This window comes from Accumulibacter sp., from assembly GCF_029255125.1.
GTDB lineage: Bacteria > Pseudomonadota > Gammaproteobacteria > Burkholderiales > Rhodocyclaceae > Accumulibacter.
This window is the reverse complement of record NZ_JAPUVR010000111.1, coordinates 26,471-42,750: the sequence shown is the minus strand read 5'-3', so window position 1 is coordinate 42,750 and position 16,280 is coordinate 26,471. Positions and strand designations below refer to the sequence as shown.

14 protein-coding genes are annotated in these 16,280 nt (G+C 65.5%); 6 read left to right on the top strand and 8 right to left on the bottom strand.

Going from position 1 to position 16,280, the window contains the following annotated elements:
* Nucleotides 1–1,531: ATP-binding protein (locus Q1L59_RS11695; protein WP_300332389.1), on the top strand; the 1,531-nt coding region annotated here is incomplete at its 5' end.
* Complete coding sequence (locus Q1L59_RS11690) at nucleotides 1,521–2,144, top strand: response regulator (RefSeq protein WP_300332387.1); 624 nt, start codon at nucleotides 1,521–1,523, stop codon at nucleotides 2,142–2,144. The genes Q1L59_RS11695 and Q1L59_RS11690, both read left to right, overlap by 11 nt.
* A gap of 19 nt (nucleotides 2,145–2,163) precedes the next feature.
* Here Q1L59_RS11690 and Q1L59_RS11685 read toward each other — a convergent pair whose 3' ends face one another.
* The 6 genes from Q1L59_RS11685 to rsmB are packed head-to-tail and all read right to left on the bottom strand — an operon-like array spanning nucleotide 2,164 to nucleotide 10,365.
* On the bottom strand, nucleotides 2,164–3,618 hold the full coding sequence (locus tag Q1L59_RS11685; RefSeq protein WP_300332385.1) for a potassium transporter TrkG: 1,455 nt from the start codon (nucleotides 3,616–3,618) through the stop codon (nucleotides 2,164–2,166).
* A 12-nt stretch (nucleotides 3,619–3,630) separates the two neighbouring features.
* Nucleotides 3,631–5,061, bottom strand: a complete 1,431-nt coding sequence (trkA, locus tag Q1L59_RS11680) for a Trk system potassium transporter TrkA (protein ID WP_300332383.1) — start codon at nucleotides 5,059–5,061, stop codon at nucleotides 3,631–3,633.
* Nucleotides 5,062–5,095: 34 nt separating this feature from the next.
* On the bottom strand, nucleotides 5,096–6,352 hold the full coding sequence (locus tag Q1L59_RS11675) for a response regulator (RefSeq protein ID WP_300332381.1): 1,257 nt from the start codon (nucleotides 6,350–6,352) through the stop codon (nucleotides 5,096–5,098).
* Nucleotides 6,353–6,354: 2 nt separating this feature from the next.
* Entirely contained in the window at nucleotides 6,355–8,511 is a 2,157-nt protein-coding gene (locus Q1L59_RS11670; protein WP_300332380.1) for an ATP-binding protein, read from the bottom strand.
* Nucleotides 8,508–9,134 (bottom strand): DUF4390 domain-containing protein, encoded by a 627-nt coding sequence (locus Q1L59_RS11665; RefSeq protein ID WP_300332378.1) that lies wholly within the window; start codon nucleotides 9,132–9,134, stop codon nucleotides 8,508–8,510. The genes Q1L59_RS11670 and Q1L59_RS11665 overlap by 4 nt, the downstream gene beginning before the upstream one ends.
* Nucleotides 9,109–10,365 (bottom strand): 16S rRNA (cytosine(967)-C(5))-methyltransferase RsmB, encoded by a 1,257-nt coding sequence (rsmB, locus tag Q1L59_RS11660; protein ID WP_300332376.1) that lies wholly within the window; start codon nucleotides 10,363–10,365, stop codon nucleotides 9,109–9,111. Before rsmB ends, Q1L59_RS11665 begins: the two co-directional genes overlap by 26 nt.
* Before the next feature lie 203 nt (nucleotides 10,366–10,568).
* On the opposite strand from rsmB, the gene Q1L59_RS11655 reads away from it, so the two are divergent.
* Nucleotides 10,569–11,468: a cation diffusion facilitator family transporter gene (locus Q1L59_RS11655; RefSeq protein WP_300332374.1), complete on the top strand. Its 900-nt coding sequence runs from the start codon at nucleotides 10,569–10,571 to the stop codon at nucleotides 11,466–11,468.
* 46 nt (nucleotides 11,469–11,514) lie between these two features.
* Nucleotides 11,515–12,399 (top strand): S1/P1 nuclease, encoded by an 885-nt coding sequence (locus Q1L59_RS11650; protein ID WP_300332371.1) that lies wholly within the window; start codon nucleotides 11,515–11,517, stop codon nucleotides 12,397–12,399.
* Between the two features lie 130 nt (nucleotides 12,400–12,529).
* Here the strand turns inward: Q1L59_RS11650 and fmt are convergent, their stop codons facing one another.
* The gene (fmt, locus tag Q1L59_RS11645; protein ID WP_300332370.1) at nucleotides 12,530–13,465 is read right to left on the bottom strand and encodes a methionyl-tRNA formyltransferase; all 936 of its coding nucleotides are present in this window, start codon (nucleotides 13,463–13,465) and stop codon (nucleotides 12,530–12,532) included.
* Entirely contained in the window at nucleotides 13,462–13,965 is a 504-nt protein-coding gene (gene def, locus Q1L59_RS11640; RefSeq protein WP_300332368.1) for a peptide deformylase, read from the bottom strand. The genes fmt and def overlap by 4 nt, the downstream gene beginning before the upstream one ends.
* Before the next feature lie 186 nt (nucleotides 13,966–14,151).
* Between def and Q1L59_RS11635 the strand changes: the two genes are divergently transcribed.
* Both Q1L59_RS11635 and dprA read left to right on the top strand, forming a co-directional pair.
* Nucleotides 14,152–15,168 carry a LysM peptidoglycan-binding domain-containing protein gene (locus Q1L59_RS11635; protein WP_300332367.1) on the top strand — a complete coding sequence of 339 codons (1,017 nt, stop codon included), beginning with the start codon at nucleotides 14,152–14,154 and terminating at the stop codon, nucleotides 15,166–15,168.
* Between the two features lie 2 nt (nucleotides 15,169–15,170).
* Nucleotides 15,171–16,259, top strand: coding sequence for a DNA-processing protein DprA (dprA, locus tag Q1L59_RS11630; protein WP_300332365.1), 1,089 nt, complete (start codon nucleotides 15,171–15,173; stop codon nucleotides 16,257–16,259).
* Nucleotides 16,260–16,280 lie beyond the last annotated feature (21 nt).

Here is a 16,280-nt window from a genome sequence, read left to right as displayed (position 1 = left end):
TTTCGGCTATCTCGCGCTCGACTGGGCAAGCCACATCCACTTCCTGCACGGACTCGATGTCACGCCATGGAGTCCGGCCCCCGCATTGGGCCTGCTTTTCCTGGTTCGCCACGGCAAGCAGGCAGCGCCACCACTGGCCCTGGCGATTCTCGTCGCCGACGCGTGGACGCGCGAACTGGCGCTGCCCGGGCTGCTTGCCGTCGGCCTGGCGCTCCAACTGACTGCCGGATACTGGCTGACCGCACACATTCTCCGGCGCCGATTGGGCAGCAAGGGCTTCTTCGTCGATCGTCGGGGTCTGATCGACTGGGTGACGATCGCCGTCGTCGGTACCCTGCTCAACGGTCTGCTCTTCTTCGCCGGCTTGACGCTCGGCGGATACCTGCCGCAGGCCGCGGCGAGCGAAGCGCTGCTGCCGCATCTGCTCGGTGACGTAGTGGGCGTCTTGATCTCGATGCCGCTGCTCGCCATGCTGCTCGACACGCGCGGCCGCGCGCGCTTGCGCCGCCTGTTGATCGGGCGCGAATCGCTCAGCCTGCTGACCACCGGCGGCGCCCTCGCCTTCACCTTCGTCGCCGGCGAGATGACCGAGTTCAAGTACTTCCCGGTGCTCTTCCTGCCGATCGCCTGGGCCGCCGCCCGGCAGGGGCTGGCCGGTGCCGTGCTGACCGTCGGCCTGACGCAGGTCGGCATCGTCCTCGCCTCGCGCCTGCTCGGCTTCTCCTGGTTCATCCAGTTCGAACTGGAAGTCCTGGTGCTCGTTCTGGCGCTGGCGGGCTACTTCATCGGCATCGTCGTCGACGAAAAGCAGCGGCTGAGCGCCGAACTGCAGCAGACGCTGCGCCTGGCCGCGGCCGGCGAAATGGCTGGAGCCTTGTCGCACGAGCTGCACCAGCCACTGACCGCGCTGCTCGCCTATACGCGCGCGTGTCAGCAGTTGCTCGCCCAGGGGGAGAGCGGCCAAAGGCTGTTCGACGTGATCGATCGCGTGGTTGCCGAATCGCAGCGCGCGGCCGATGTGGTCAGTCGACTGCGCGATTTCTTTCGCACGGGGACGACGCGACTCGAACGCATCGAGCTGCGCGAATTGCTCGCCTCGGCAGTCGCCCGTTTTTCGACACAGGCCAGGCAGCAGGGCGTCGAGCTCCGGCTGCTTGCGACGCCCGCCTGTGCGCTGTGGGCCGATCGCCTGCAGTTGGAAGTGGTACTGCGCAACCTGCTGGCCAACGCCTTCGAGGCGACCGCCGAACGACCGCTGGCGGTGCGGCAGGTGCGCGTTTCAGCAGAACACGACGGCGCCGGACGCGTCTGTATCACGGTCGAAGACAGCGGACCCGGCGTTTCGGAGGAAATGGTGGAACATCTGTTCGAAGCGTTTCATTCATCCAAGGCGAGCGGGCTCGGCCTCGGACTGGCGATCAGCCGCGCAATCGTCGAGGCGCACGGCGGCAGCTTGTGGGCCGAGGTGGGCGAACGCGGCTTGTTCAGGCTGCTTCTTCCCGTCGAGGAGGCGAGCGCGCATGCCATCTAGTGTGAATACCGTGTTCATCGTCGAGGACGATCAGTCGGTGCGCGATGCGCTCGGACTATTGCTTGGTCTGCAGGGTCTTGCCGTGGCGCTGTTTGCCGACGCCGAGAGCTTCCTGGCGGCGCGCCGGGCGGACTGGTACGGCTGCCTGCTGCTCGACATCCGCATGCCGGGAATGGACGGACTCAGCCTGCAGAAGCGCTTGGCCGAAAGTGGCTGCCTGTTGCCGGTGATCGTGATGACCGGCCATGGCGACGTCGAGTCGGCGCGCCAGGCCTTTCGCAGCGACGCGGTCGATTTTCTCGAAAAGCCGATCGATCACGACCGCCTGCTGGCGGCGATCGCGGAAGCGTTCGCCCGCCAGCACCAGCGGCGCGACGACCACGATCGCCACGCCAGTGCTGCCGCCCGCCTCGCAGGCCTGACGCCGCGCGAACGCGAAGTGATGGCCCTGGTCGTCGCCGGCCGGCACAACCGGGAGATCGCGCAGGCGCTGGATATCAGTCCGCGCACGGTGGAAGTGCACAAGGCCCGCCTGCTGGCCAAGTTGCAGGTGGGCAGCATTGCCGATCTGGTGCGGCTGAGTCTGCAGGTGAGCGGGCAGGCGGCTGGTTGAGTCGCACACGCCGGTCGCGCTACCGGCGCCAGAACGCCGGAGTCAGGACGACGAGCAGGGTGAAGATCTCGAGGCGGCCGAGAAGCATCGCCGCGGTACACACCCAGGTCTGGAAATCGGTGAGCACGGCGAAATTGGTCGCCGGCCCGACCTGGCCCAAGCCCGGTCCGGTATTGTTGATGCTGGCGATGACCGCCGAGAACGCGGTGACGATCTCCAGTCCCGAGAAGGACAGGACCAGCGTCATCGAGACGATGCAGACCATATAGACGAAGCCGAAAGCGAGCACGGCAAAAAGGATATTCGGGGGAACGACTTCGTTGCCGATTCGTATCGGATGGACGGCGTTGGGGTGCATCGCGCGCAGCAGTTCGCGGTAGACCTGCTTGTAGAGGACGATCGCCCGGATCATCTTGATGCCGCCGCCGGTGGAACCGGCGCTGGTCGCGAAGCTGCACAGAAAGAGCATCCAGAGCGGTGCGAAAAACGGCCACAGGGCGTAGTCGGTGTTGGCAAAGCCGGTCGTCGTCGCGATCGACACGACGTTGAACGCGGAAAAGCGCAAGGCTTCGATGAAGGTCGGGTAGACCGCGTGCACGTCGAGATAGATGGCAATTCCGATGACGCTGCCGACCGTCACCAGGATGAACATGCCGGCTTCCGGATCGCTGGCGTACGGCCGCAGCGAGCGCCCGGAGAGCGCGATGTAATGCGTCGCGAAGTTGCAGCCGGCGATCAGCATGAAGGCGATGCTGACCGCCTCGATCGCCGGCGAGTCGAAGTAGCCGAAACTCGCGTCGTGGCTGGAGAAGCCACCCAGTCCCATGGTCGCGAACATGTGCATGATCGCGTCGAGCCAGGTCATCCCGGCCCATCGGTAGCCCAGCACGCAGGCAATCGAGATCAGCGTATAGACGACCCACAGCCCTTTCGCCGTCTCGGCAATGCGCGGCGTCATCTTGGAGTCCTTCATCGGTCCAGGGGTTTCCGCCTTGAACATCTGGCGGCCGCCGATGCCGAGCAAGGGGAGGACGGCGACGGCGAGAACGATCAGGCCCATGCCGCCCAGCCAGACCAATTGGGTGCGCCAGAAGTTGAGCGAGACCGGCAGCTTGTCGAGTCCCTCGAAAACCGTTGCGCCGGTCGTCGTCAGGCCCGACACCGCCTCGAAATACGCGTCGGTAAAGCTCGCATTGAGTTGGATGATCAGCGGCAGCGAGGCATACACCGGCAGCACCGTCCACACTAATGCGACCATCAGGAAACCGTCGCGGATCGTCAGGTCGCGCTTTTCGCGCCGGGTTGCGTACCAGAGGCCGAGACCGCTGCCCAGGGTGAGCAGGACGGCTTCGTCGAAAGCGCTTTCGGCGCCGTCGTGCAATGCCCAGGAAAGCGCCCAGGGGACGAGCATCGTCAGGCCAAACATGAAGATGACCAGCGATAGAACCCGGATGACCGGATAGTAGCGTTTCATGGCAGCCTTGACTCAGAAGAAGTGGAAGCCGACGGCAAACAGCTTCTCCACCTGTTTGACGACCTTCTTGTCCAGACAGAAGACGATGACGTGGTCGTCGGTCTCGATGACGACGTCGGTGTGCGCGATCAGCACGCGTCCCGCGACCTTCTTCTTGGCCAGACCGAGGAAGCCGACATCGCGGCTCTTGTCGAGGTCGCGCACGATCGCGGCGATGAATGCGCCCGGGATCGTCGGCAGTTCGCCGACCCGTCGACCAACCACCTTCGAGTTCTTGCGATCGCCGTGCGCAACGACTTCGAGCGCCTCGGCCGCGCCGCGCCGCAGGCTGTGCACCTGCGCCACGTCGCCATGCCGGACATAGGTCAGCAGGCGGCCGATCGACACCTGCGCCGGGGAAATCGCGATGTCGATCGGCCCACCCTGGACGAGTTCGGCGTAGGCTCGCCGATTGATCAGCGCGACGACGCGCTTGCAAGCCATCCGCTTGGCGAGCGAAGCCGCCATGATGTTGTCTTCGTCGTCGTTGGTCAGGGCGAGGAACAGGTCCATCTCGTCGATGGCCTCCTGCTGCAGCAGGTCCTCGTCAGTGGCGTCGCCATGCAGGACCAGCACCGACTGCAGCGAGGTGGCGACCAGTTCCGAGCGCCGCCGGTCGATCTCGATCACCTTGACCTCGCACTTGTTCTCCAGCGACTGCGCGACGCGCAGACCGATGTTCCCGCCACCGGCGATCATCACCCGGCGAACCGGTTCGACCGAACCGCGCAGCTCGCGCATCACCGGGCGGATGTGCTCCTCGGCGGCCAGCACGAAGACTTCGTCGCCGTCTTCGATCACCGTGTCGCCGGTGGGCGTGATCGCGCGGTCGCGCCGATAGATCGCGGCGATCCTTCCGTCAACCTCCGGCGACAGATGGTTGCGCATCTCGCGTATCGGACTGCCGACGAGCAAACCGCCGGCGAACGCGCGCACCGCGACGAGCACCAGCCGCCCGGCGCCGAAGCTGAGCACCTGCAGCGCTTCGGGAAAATCGATCAGCCGCGTGATGTATTCGGTAATGACCTGCTCCGGGCAAAGCGCGTAGTCGACAGCAAAATTGGCCGGCGAAAGCAGCGTTTCGCTGTCCAGAAAGTCGTGCGCGCGCAGACGGGCGATGCGCGCCGGAACGTTGAATACGCTCTGTGCGACCTTGCAGGCGACCAGATTGGTCTGGTCGCTTTGCGTCACGGCAATCAGCAGGTCGGCGTCTTCCAGGCCGGCGCTGGCAAGAACCGAGGGGTAGGCGGCGTTGCCGATCACTGTCCGCAGGTCAAGCCTGTCCTGCAGGTTGGCCAGGCGATCGTGGTTGTTGTCAACGACGGTAATGTCGTTGTTCTCGGACGAAAGACTTTCGGCGACGCTGGCACCAACCTGGCCAGCGCCGAGAATGACGATGCGCATTTCCTGGCTCCCCCTGTGGAACTGAAAACGCCGGTCAGTCGCGCTCGTCGCTACGCCGACCGATGTTCAAGCCGAGCTGCCGCAACTTCCGATAAAGATGCGTCCGCTCCAATCCGGTCTTTTCGGCCAAACGCGTCATGTTACCGCGCTCGCTGCGCAGGTGGTACTCGAAATAGAGGCGCTCGAAGCCTTCGCGCGCGTCGCGCAGGGGTCGCTCGAAGAAAGTGGCGGCAAGCGCCGAGCTCGGGTCGTCGGACTCGCGGTGCAGGACGCGTTCGACGTCTTCGCTGGTGATTTCCTCCTCCAGCGCGGAAAGCGCGAGATTCTTTACGACGCCGAGCAGTTCGGCCCATTCGCCCTGCCAGCGGTGCAGGCGCAGAAGGTTGAGCGCGCCGCTCGAGAGATGCCTGACCGGAACCTCGCCACGTTCGGCAAGATGCGCCAACAACATCATCGCGATTTCGGGAACGTCGTCGGCGTGACCGGAGAGCTGCGGTAGCGTCACCCAGACTTCGGCCAGGCGGTTGACCAGCAGCGGATCCCAGCCGGCTTCGATGAGCGCTGTCGGTGAACGTGTAGACGCGGCGACCATCTGCAGGCTGTGCCGTTCTAGCCGTTCGAGGGCAAAGACCAGGTTCATCTGCTGCAGCTTGCCAAACTGCGCGAGGTCGGCAACGAAGACAATTCCGCCGCTGCTGTTGTGCAGCATCTCCTGCGTCAGCGGCGAGCTCAGATTCGATAGATCGAGCCAGGGCGTCCGGTGCGACTGCAAGGTGCGCGCGCAGATCTCGGCAATCCCGCCGGAAGTGCTCTTCAGGAGAAGGACCGAGGTCTTCGCGGCAGCCTGCTCAAGCCGTCGCTTGAGATCTTTCAGGAGGGGCGAGCGCGCAAAGGCGTCAAGCGTCAGAGGCTTCTTCTGGAACACCGCCTCGTGCTTGAGGGCCTTCTTCACGGTGGCCAGCAGTTTCTGCAAGGCAATCGGCTTTTCGAGAAAGTCGGTGGCGCCAATACGCGTCGCCTCGACTGCCGAATCGATCGTGCCGTGTCCCGACATCATGACGACCGGCATCGTCAACTGGCCGTTCGCCGACCACTCCTTGAGCAGCGAAATGCCGTCGGTATCGGGCATCCAGATGTCGAGCAGGACGAGGTCGGGTCGCTTGTCGGCGCGGATTCGCCGTGCCGTCGCAGCGTTCTCTGCCAACCAGATCGAATGTCCTTCATCGGCGAGAATCTCGGAGAGAAGTTCGCGGATTCCCACTTCATCGTCGACGATCAGTATCTGCGCCATGGTCATGCCCCGGAAGGAAGTTTGTTGCTTTGCTCGCGCTTTTGGTTCGACAACGCTGCCAACGGCAGGATGACGCTGACTTCCGCGCCGGTCGGTTGCAGGTTGTTGATCTTGACCCGGCCGTGATGCTCGTCGACGATCTTCTTCACGATCGCCAGACCCAGGCCGGTGCCACGTGCCTTGGTCGTCACGTAGGGTTCGCAGACGCGGGCAAGAATCTCCGGCGGGAAGCCTGGCCCGGCGTCGGCAACGCTCATTTCGCTCATCGCGTCTACCTGGCGCGTGGCGATCGTGATGATCGGCGAATCCACCCCTTCCTGTGCGTCCTCGGCGTTGCGCAACAGGTTGTGGATGATCTGGCGAAGCTGCGTCGCGTCACCAAGCACCGGTGGCAGTTTGCCGGCGAGCTTCAGCCTGACCTGCGCGCGTGAGGTTTCGTAGAGGCCAAGCACCTCCTTGATCAGGGCGTTGAGATCGACCGGCGTCAGTTGGGGAGGCGGCAGGCGGGCATAGTCGCTGAAATCGTTGACCATGTGTTTCATTGCCTGTACCTGGGTGATGATCGTTTGCGTGGCACGCCAGAGCATCTCGGCGTCGGCCTTGCTCAGGTGGTCGGCCAGCTTCATCTGCAGGCGTTCGGCGGAAAGCTGGATCGGCGTCAGCGGGTTCTTGATTTCGTGCGCCAGCCGCCTTGCCACCTCGCCCCAGGCGGCGCTGCGCTGCGCCGCAATCAAGCGGGTGACGTCGTCGAAGACGACGACGTAGCCGCCGTGCGATCCGGCGGGAAGCTGGGTGCCGCGCAGGAGGAGGATCTGCGGCAGCTCGCCGGGATGCTCGAGTTCGATCTGTTCCTGCCACTCGTTGCGCTCGGGGTCGGCGAACGCCTGGCGAATGACCTCACCGAGCGCCTGCTGGCGCGGCCAAAGCTCGGCCGCGTGACCGAGCAATCCGTCGAAGTCGTCGCGCAAGATGGTCAGCGCGCCCTCATTGACGGTGCGCAGGACGAAACGCCGGTCGAAGACCAGCACGCCCGCCGACAGGTTGGCCAGGATGGATTCAAGGTAGGCGCGTGCCGACTCCAGTTCGGCTCGGTGGCGCTCGTTGTCGCGCCGGGCCTCGTCGAGCTGGCTGGTCATCTGTTTGAACGAGCGGGTGAGCACGCCGAGTTCGTCGCGGCTGTAGATCGCCTGGCGTGGCGTGTAGTCACCGGCGGCAACCGCCTGCGTGCCAGCGGCGAGAATCGACAGCGGGGCGGAGAGGCGGCGCGCCAGCACGAAGGCCAGCGCGATGGCAGTGAACAGCGCGAGCAGAACGGTCAGCGTCAGCGTCATCGCGTAGATCCGGGTCAGGCCCTCGCGGCCGAGCGACAGTTCCTGGTAGTCGGCATAAACGGTCTGCACGCTCTCGGCATTGATCGCCAGGCTTGCTGGCACCGGCTCCATGAGCTGCAGAACACGCGTCTCGGCGCCGAGTCCGTGTGGCGTCACGGCAACCAGAACGCGCAGCGTCAGATCGCTGTCGCCGTTGCTTTCGATCTGCGCGACCCGGCGCTCGACGAGAACGCGGCGGAGAAGCTCGGCCGTCGGCTGCGCCGGGGTCAGCGTTGCCAGATCGCCGGTCGCCGTGAGCAGCAGAACCCCCTTGGTCGAAAACAGCGCGGCCGACTGGACGCCGGCCTGCTCGCGCAGCCGGTTGAGCTCGAGCCGTCGTTGAGTCTCCGTCTGCTCACCGAGATCCAGCGCCATCGCCTGAGCCTTGCCCGCCAGATCGGCAAGCAGCGAGTCGAGCACGTTGCGCCCGAGATTGAGCCCGGCTTCGAGCGCTTTCTCGACGCGTACGTCGAACCAGGTATCGATGCTCTTGGTCACGAACTGCACCGACACCGCGTAGATCAGGACACCCGGCAGGACGGCCATCAGACCGAACATCAGCATCAGGCGCAGCTTGAGGCGTGAGCCGAAGACCTTGGCCCGGTGTTCGCGCCAGAGCGCGAGCAATTGCCACGCGATCAGCGCGAGCAGGGAGAGCGCGACGATCGAGTTGAGTGCGAGCAGCCAGGGATAGTGGCGGGCGAACAGCGCGGTGTTGGCGCTCGCCGAGGCAAGCAGGAAGAGCAGGATGCCGCCGAATGATGCTGCTGCGACGATCAGGCTTTTCATCGCCCGTCGCCACCCGCGGGCGCAATGGTGGTTGCGCCGGAAGCGCCGACGGCGGGAAGGTCGGCGGGGGTGAACTGCCAACGCGCCCATTCGGCGGAGAGATTCCAGTCACGGTTGGCTAGCGCGTTGACTTGAAACGTCTTCGGCATCTGCGTCAGGTCGAGGCGCATGCGCAAGGAAGCAAAATACGTCTGGTCGCTGCGCAGGCCGCCTTTTTCGGCCACCTGCCAGTTGCGCAGTCGCGAGAGGATGCGCAAGGCATCGTCCAGCGAGGGAAAGCTCTGGTGCAGCGCGCCGCTGGACAAGCGGTACTGACGCGTCAGTGCGTGGTACGAAAGCTGGAAAGACTGCGTTCGTGCCGCCACCTGCTCGTCGAGCCAGTACCAGCGCGAACGGCTCAGTTCAAATTCGACGACAAAGTAGAGCGCGACTCCGCGCGCTACCGCGTCCTCCAGACGGGGATTCAGACTGAGGTTGAAATCGGCCCCCAGGACATAACCCTCGTCGCCGAGTGCAAGTTGCGGATGACGTACCGAAATGTCCGCCGGCCAGGCGAAGGAGGCGGCAAACGAGAGCAGCACGCCGACGAGCAGGGCTCTAAGCTGACTTCTGCAGCAGTGCATGGTAGAAACCGTCATGTTCATCGCATGGCAAGAGCCGCTCTTCGCAGAGCCTTCGCGCCGCCGGCTGGCGAACCAGAAAGGCGTCGATCTGCGCCGCGTTCTCCTCGGGAAAGACCGAACACGTGGTATACAGTAAGCGCCCGGCCACCTTCAACAGCGGCCACAGCCGATCGAGGATGGCCGCCTGTCGGTGGCTGAAAAGGCGGATATCGGAGGCGCGCCGGAGCAGTTTGATGTCCGGATGGCGGCGTACGACGCCGGAGGCCGAGCAGGGCACGTCGGCCAGGATGGCGTCGAAGGGACGGCCGTCCCACCACGTCGCGGGCAGCAGGCAATCGCCAGCCTTCACTGTCGCGGAGAGGCCGAGTCGCTCGAGATTCTGCGCGATGCGCTGCGTTCGGATTTCGTCGATGTCGAGGGCGAGCAGGTCGATGTCAGCCGCTTCGAGCAGATGGGTCGACTTCCCGCCCGGTGCCGCACAGGCATCGAGGATGCGTTCGCCCGTCACCGGCGCGAGCAGTTCGGTCGCGCGCTGGGCGCCGACATCCTGGATCGACACCAGACCTTCGGCAAAGCCGGGCAGGGCCTCGATCGGCACCGGCTGGGCGAGGATCAGCGCATGACCGCCGGCCGGCCGCGCCGACAGGCCGGCGGCGTGCAGCAAAGCGCAGTAGGCGGCCAGCGTGGTGCGCCGCTGGTTGACGCGCAAACTCATCGGCGGCTGGCCATTGTTGATCGCGACAATCTCGCGCCAGTGCTCCGGATAGGCGCGACGCAAGCGGTCGAGCCACCATTGCGGGTGCTGGCAGGCCGCAGGTTCGTCCTCGGCGAGCGCCGCATGCAGTTCGTCCCGGCAACGCAGATAGTTGCGCAGGACGCCATTGACCAAGCCGCGGAAAGCGCCGTTGGCCATTTCGCCGGCAGCGGCCACCGCTTGATCGACCACCGTGTGCGCCGCCTCGGGGCGCGTCTGTAGACGGTAGATGGCGGCGAGCAGCAAGGCCTCGGTTTCCGCGTGCGGCAGCGCGCGTTCGAGCAAACGGGCAAGAATGAAATCGCCCCGGCCGTGACAACGCAAGGCGCCGTAAGCCAGCTCCTGGGCGGCGGCACGCGCGCCGGGCGGTTCGCCAGCGAGGCGGGCGAGGGCTTGCGTGAGGCTTGCTCCGCAACGCACGGCGGCAATCGTCGTCGCCGCCAGGCGAAGGCTGTAGGCCAGCGAATCGGCAGGCAAGCGCGACCGGCTGGCGCGGGTGTCCGGGTTCGCGCCGCGCCCCGCCGGGCGCGCCACCTTGACCACGCGCAGCGCGCTTCGGGGAGACGACGATGAGGATCGGGTGAAAGGCACGGTCGGGCCTGACGGCTGTCGAGTTGGCGCGGAGTTTAGCACGACGCTCGGCGATGGCGTGATGATCGCCGAGCGGGCATAATCGTCCGATGAAACCGATTCCACTCAAAGCTTACGCCTACCTGTCGATAGGTGCGGCGCTCGCGACGATCGTGCTCAAGGGCTTTGCCTGGCTGCTCACCGGCTCGGTCGGACTGCTCTCGGATGCACTCGAGTCGCTGGTGAATCTGGCCGGCGCGCTGATGGCGCTCGCCATGCTGTCGATCGCCGAGCGGCCAGAGGACGAGCAGCACGCTTTCGGCCACGGCAAAGCGGAGTACTTTTCGAGCGCTTTCGAGGGGCTGCTGATCCTCGCCGCGGCAGTCGCAATCGCGTACACGGCGATTGGCAGATTGCTCGACCCGCAGCCGCTCGAACAGTTGGGGGTGGGTCTGGCCATCTCGCTCGCCGCTTCGCTGATCAATCTCGGCGTCGGTCGGGTGCTGCTCGTCGCCGGCCGGCGTCACCGCTCGATCACGCTGGAGGCCGATGCGCATCACCTGCTGACCGACGTGTGGACCTCGCTTGGTGTGCTTCTCGGCCTCGGCGCGGTCGCCCTCACCGGCTGGCTTTGGCTCGACCCGGCGCTCGCCCTGCTGGTCGCCGCCAACATCGTATGGACCGGCTGGCGGCTCCTGCAACGTTCGGCCGCGGGCCTGATGGACAGTAGCCTGCCTGCCAGCGATCAGACGCTGCTGGTCGGCGTCCTCGAACGGTATCGGGCGCAGGGGATCGAGTTTCATGCCGTGCGCGGCCGCGAGTCCGGCGCGCGGCGCTTCATTTCGCTGCACGTTCTCGTGCCCGCCACGTGGACGATTGCGCGTGCTCACCAACTGGCCGAGGAGATCGACCAGGAGATACGGCGTGTCCTGCCGCAAACGTCGGTGTTTACCCATCTCGAACCGCTCGGCGATCCCTCGTCGCTCGAGGACGTTCCGCTTGACCGCTAGCCGGTGCGTTCGCCAAGGCGTGCAACGCGCCATCTGGTGGCTCTTCGTGAGCGTGGCGTCAAGCCCCGCGGCACTGGCCTGGAACGCCGGCGGGCATCGCGTCGTGGCGATGATCGCGTGGGAGGCGTTGGACACCTCGACGAGGTGGGCGGCAGCCAAACTTCTTCGGGCGCACCCCGATTTTCTGCAATGGCAGGAGCGCAGTCGCGACGCCGACGCCGATCTGACGGCTTTTCTGGAGGCGTCGACCTGGCCCGACGACATCCGCCGGGACAAGCGCTTCTATACCGCTGGCTTGGAAGCGCCGACGCCAACGCTGGCCGGATTTCCCGATATGGAGCGACGACTGGACTGGCACTACGTCGATCTGCCAGTCGGTTCCGCGGTGGGCAAGGCCGGCACGGACGGCGAACTGGACCGGCAACTGGTCGAACTTGCCGATACTGTCGGCAATCGGCAGGCAAGCACGGCCGCGCGCGCCTACGCCCTGCCCTGGCTGCTGCACCTGGTCGGCGACGCGCATCAGCCGCTGCACACGGCGAGCCGGGCCCAGCCCGATGGGCGCAGCGATAACGGCGGCAACGAGCAGCCGGTGGTCAATCCGTTCGATCAGCGCCATCCCTCGACCAACCTCCACCGCTATTGGGATGATCTGCCAGCGCCGCCTTGGTTGCGCGGTAGCCGGCTGGAGAGCGCAGTCAGAGCGCTCAACCAGGGCTTTCGCCCGCCGCTGGTCGCCGGCGTTTCGGCGCAATGGATTGAAGAAAGCCGGCAACTGGCGCGCGACCAGGCTTATCCGCCGGGGCGCGACGAAGTACCGACGATCGACAGCCAGTTCCACGAGAACGCCCTCGCGCTGGCGAGGCAACGCATGATCGACGCGGGTTATCGACTGGCAGATCTCTTGCATCGCCTGCTTGGGGGGAAGTGAGCGACGAATTCGTGGTCAGCCGCGAAGACGAGGCTGGAAGCGAAAAACCCTGCGCGTGCTGGAGAAGGTGCCGAAATGTTTCACGTGAAACACGATCGGCGCGAACACATCAGCCCACCCTCGGGCGAGCTCAGCAGTCCGCCAGGCACGCGCATTCCGTCCCCGGCGCGAGCGCAGCGCCGGCGAGGAAGTCGGCCACCGACAGGCGGCGGCCACCCGCTTTCTGCACTTCCAGAATGCAGAGCACGCCTTCGCTGCACGCGACGTTGATCCCTTCCCGGTCGGCTGCAAGAACAACTCCGGGAACGCCGGCGACGCCGCCGGCAACGGCACGTGCCCGCCAGACCTTCAACACGTGCCCGCCGATCGAACAGATCGCTCCTGGAAAAGGATCGAAAGCGCGCACCTGTCGGGCGAGCTGCGCAGCCGGCTGGCGCCAGTCGAGGATCGCTTCCGCCTTGTCGATCTTTCTCGCATAGCTCACGCCGTCTGCTGATTGAATCTGCCCGTCCAGCGGCAGCCGGGCCAGCGTTTCGACCACCAGGCGTGCACCGAGCGCTGCCAGCCGGTCGTGCAAGCTCGCTGCCGTATCGTCGTCGGTGATCGTCACAGCCTCGCTGCGCAGGACCGGGCCGCTATCCAGGCCGGCGTCCATTTGCATGATGCTGATCCCGGTCTCTGCGTCGCCAGCGAGGATCGCCCGCTGAATCGGCGCTGCGCCGCGCCAGCGCGGCAGTAGCGAAGCGTGAATGTTGATGCAACCGAGCGTCGGCACGTCGAGAACGGCCTGCGGCAGAATCAAGCCATAAGCAGCCACCACCATCACCGCGGCTGTCGCCTGACGAATCCGCTCCTGCGCCGTCTCGCCCTTCAGGCTCGCCGGTTGGAAGACCTCGCTACCGATGGCTTGCGCGACGATCTTCACTGGCGACGGCCGCAGCTTCATTCCCCGCCCGGCTGCCCGGTCGGGCTGCGTCAGGACCAGCGGCACCTGATGCCCGGCGGCAACGATCGCCCGCAAGGCCTGCGCAGCAAACTCCGGCGTCCCGGCAAAGATCAGTCTCATGCCGTGATCCGTGCCTGCTTGCTCAACTTGCTCTTGATCCTTTGCTGCTTCAGTTGCGACAGGTGCTCGACGAAAACGCGCCCTTGCAGGTGGTCGATTTCGTGCTGCAAGCAAACCGAGAGGATGCCCTCCGCCTCGACCGTCTGTTGCTTGCCGTCGAGATCCAGGTAGCGCACGACGACGCGTTGCGCGCGCTCGACCTTGTCGTAGATTCCCGGTACCGACAGGCAGCCTTCCTCTCCGCGTTGCTGGCCCGACTGCTCGACGATCTCCGGGTTGACCAGCGTCAGCAACTCGTCTCTCGTCTCCGACGCATCAATGACGATCAGGCGTTTGTGTACGTCGACCTGGGTTGCCGCCAGGCCAATTCCGGGCGCCTCGTACATGGTCTCGGCCATGTCGCGCGCCAGGCGGCGAATCGCGTCGTCGATCCGCGCGACCGGCTCAGCGACCTTGCGCAGGCGCGGATCAGGAAAACGGAGTATGGGTAATAGCGCCATAAAAAGAGCTTGCTCGAAAAAATAACTGCGTGCAGAATCCAGAGCCATACCTTGAGCTGACCGGCGTGCCGGGAACCGCGAACCGCTTGGCGCGGGCCGGCAAGCAGGCTGACGCCGCTCTGGGACAAGACCGCTCGCCGGGAGTTCCAAACCTGGCGTGACGACCGCTCGTACGAGGATAACACGATGATCCGCATTCTATCCGCCTTGCTTTTTGCGCTGGCCAGCGCCCTCTGCGCCGCCGCCGGTCAGGAACTCCAATTGGCCGAGGGTGCGCCGAACCGCCATGTCGTCGTTCCCGGCGATACGCTGTGGGGAATCTCTGCCACCTTCCTGCGCGAGCCCTGGCGCTGGCCGGAGATTTGGCGCATGAACCGCGAGCAGGTGAGCAATCCGCACCGCATCTATCCGGGTGACCTCATCGTCCTCGAGCGCGACGCCCGAGGCAACCCGCGTTTGCGCCTGCAAGGCAGCAAGCTCCGCCCGCAAATCCATGCCGAACCGACTCAGGAAGCCATCCCGTCGATTCCGCCAAACGTCATCCGGCCGTTCCTGACCGATGCGCTGCTCTTCGACACGAGCAGCCTGGACAAGGCTGCGTTGATTGTGGCGACACCCGAAGACAGGGTGCATCTGAGCAACGGTGATCTGGCTTACGTCGACCAGGCCGACCCCAAGCAGCGCGAGTGGAACATCTTCCGCAAGGATCGGCCGCTCTACGATCCGGACAGCACAGCGATCATCGGCTACGAAGCATTTCATCTCGGCACCGCGGAACAGCTTCGCCCCGGCGCGCCGGCCACCTTCGAGGTGCTTACCGCCAAGCAGGAAATCGGTCGCGGCGACCGCCTGTTGCCGGCGCGCCGGCAGCCGGTCATCGCCTACGCGCCGCACAAACCCGATTTTCTTGTCGATGCGCGCGTCGTCTCGGTGTACGGTGGCGTAGACACGGCGGGTCGGGGCTCGATCGTTGCGCTCAATCGCGGCGCGGTCGATGGGATTGAAGTCGGCCACGTTCTCGCGGCCGAGCGCAATCGCGCCGTGACGCAGCGCGACGAGAACGATCGCCAGACGCTGGTCACCATTCCCGATCAGCGTGTCGGCCTCCTGTTCGTTTTTCGCACCTTCGATCGCCTGTCGTATGCCCTGGTTGTCCAGGCCGAAAACACCATCGACGTGAACGACTTCGCGCGCACGCCCTGACCATGAGTCTTGCCGAGTCGCCGACCGATTGGCTGCGACTGACGCTGATTCCGGGCCTTGGCGGCGAAACGCAGCGCAAGCTGTTGGCCGCCTTTGGTTTGCCTGACGCCGCCTTCAAGGCGAGTCGGAGCGCCCTCGTGGCGGTGATCGGCGAGAAGCGGGCCGATCTCCTCCTCAACACCGACAACCGCGCTGCGCTTGCTCAGGCGCTCGCCTGGTGCGAAAAGGCGGAAAACCGCCTGCTCTGCCTGGCCGACGCCGACTATCCGCAAAGCTTGCTGCAGGTTGCCGACCCGCCGACCGTGCTCTACGTACGCGGACGCGTCGATCTGCTGAATCGCCCGGCGCTGGCCATTGTGGGCAGTCGCAATCCAACGCCGCAAGGCGCCGCCAATGCCGAGCGCTTCGCCGCCGCGCTCGCGGCTGCCGGCCTGACCATCACCAGTGGCCTCGCGCTCGGCATCGACGCGGCCGCCCATCGCGGCGCCCTGCCGTCTGCCGGCAGTACGGTTGCTTTCATTGGCACCGGCATCGACCGCGTCTATCCGGCGCGCAACCAGCAACTGGCCCTGGCGATTGCCGAGGGCGGAACGCTGGTCTCCGAATTTCCCCTCGGTACGCCGCCCGCCGCGGCCAATTTTCCCCGCCGCAACCGGCTGATCTCCGGCTTCTCGCGCGGCGTACTGGTAGTCGAGGCGACTACCGAAAGCGGCTCGCTGATCACCGCTCGACTCGCCGCCGAGCAGGGACGCGAAGTCTTCGCGATCCCCGGGTCGATTCACTCGCCGCAGTCGCGCGGCTGCCACAAGCTGATCAAGCAGGGCGCCAAACTCGTCGAGACGGTGCAGGACGTACTCGACGAGATTGGCTGGACGGGCAGTCCGGCGATGCCGCCGGACGGCGTGCGAGCGCCGGCATCGGCCGACGCCCTGCTGCAGGCAATGAGCTTCGAGCCTTGTACGCTGGACGACCTGGCCAGCCGCAGCGGCTTGACGGCGGACGTTGTTTCGGTGATGCTCCTGCACCTGGAGCTGGATGGTCGCGTCGCCACGCTGCCCGGCGGCCACTACCAGCAGCTTCCACCAGGCTGACCGCGGCGGCACGCGGTCATC

Bases quoted from the DNA above. Each gene is read 5' to 3' on its own strand.
- Q1L59_RS11670 (WP_300332380.1), bottom strand. From the start codon at position 8,511: ATGAAAAGCCTGATCGTCGCAGCAGCATCATTCGGCGGCATCCTGCTC.
- fmt (WP_300332370.1), bottom strand. From the start codon at position 13,465: ATGAGACTGATCTTTGCCGGGACGCCGGAGTTTGCTGCGCAGGCCTTG.
- dprA (WP_300332365.1), top strand. From the start codon at position 15,171: ATGAGTCTTGCCGAGTCGCCGACCGATTGGCTGCGACTGACGCTGATT.
- Q1L59_RS11655 (WP_300332374.1), top strand. From the start codon at position 10,569: ATGAAACCGATTCCACTCAAAGCTTACGCCTACCTGTCGATAGGTGCG.
- trkA (WP_300332383.1), bottom strand. From the start codon at position 5,061: ATGCGCATCGTCATTCTCGGCGCTGGCCAGGTTGGTGCCAGCGTCGCC.
- Q1L59_RS11690 (WP_300332387.1), top strand. From the start codon at position 1,521: ATGCCATCTAGTGTGAATACCGTGTTCATCGTCGAGGACGATCAGTCG.
- Q1L59_RS11665 (WP_300332378.1), bottom strand. From the start codon at position 9,134: ATGCACTGCTGCAGAAGTCAGCTTAGAGCCCTGCTCGTCGGCGTGCTG.
- Q1L59_RS11675 (WP_300332381.1), bottom strand. From the start codon at position 6,352: ATGGCGCAGATACTGATCGTCGACGATGAAGTGGGAATCCGCGAACTT.
- Q1L59_RS11685 (WP_300332385.1), bottom strand. From the start codon at position 3,618: ATGAAACGCTACTATCCGGTCATCCGGGTTCTATCGCTGGTCATCTTC.
- def (WP_300332368.1), bottom strand. From the start codon at position 13,965: ATGGCGCTATTACCCATACTCCGTTTTCCTGATCCGCGCCTGCGCAAG.
- Q1L59_RS11635 (WP_300332367.1), top strand. From the start codon at position 14,152: ATGATCCGCATTCTATCCGCCTTGCTTTTTGCGCTGGCCAGCGCCCTC.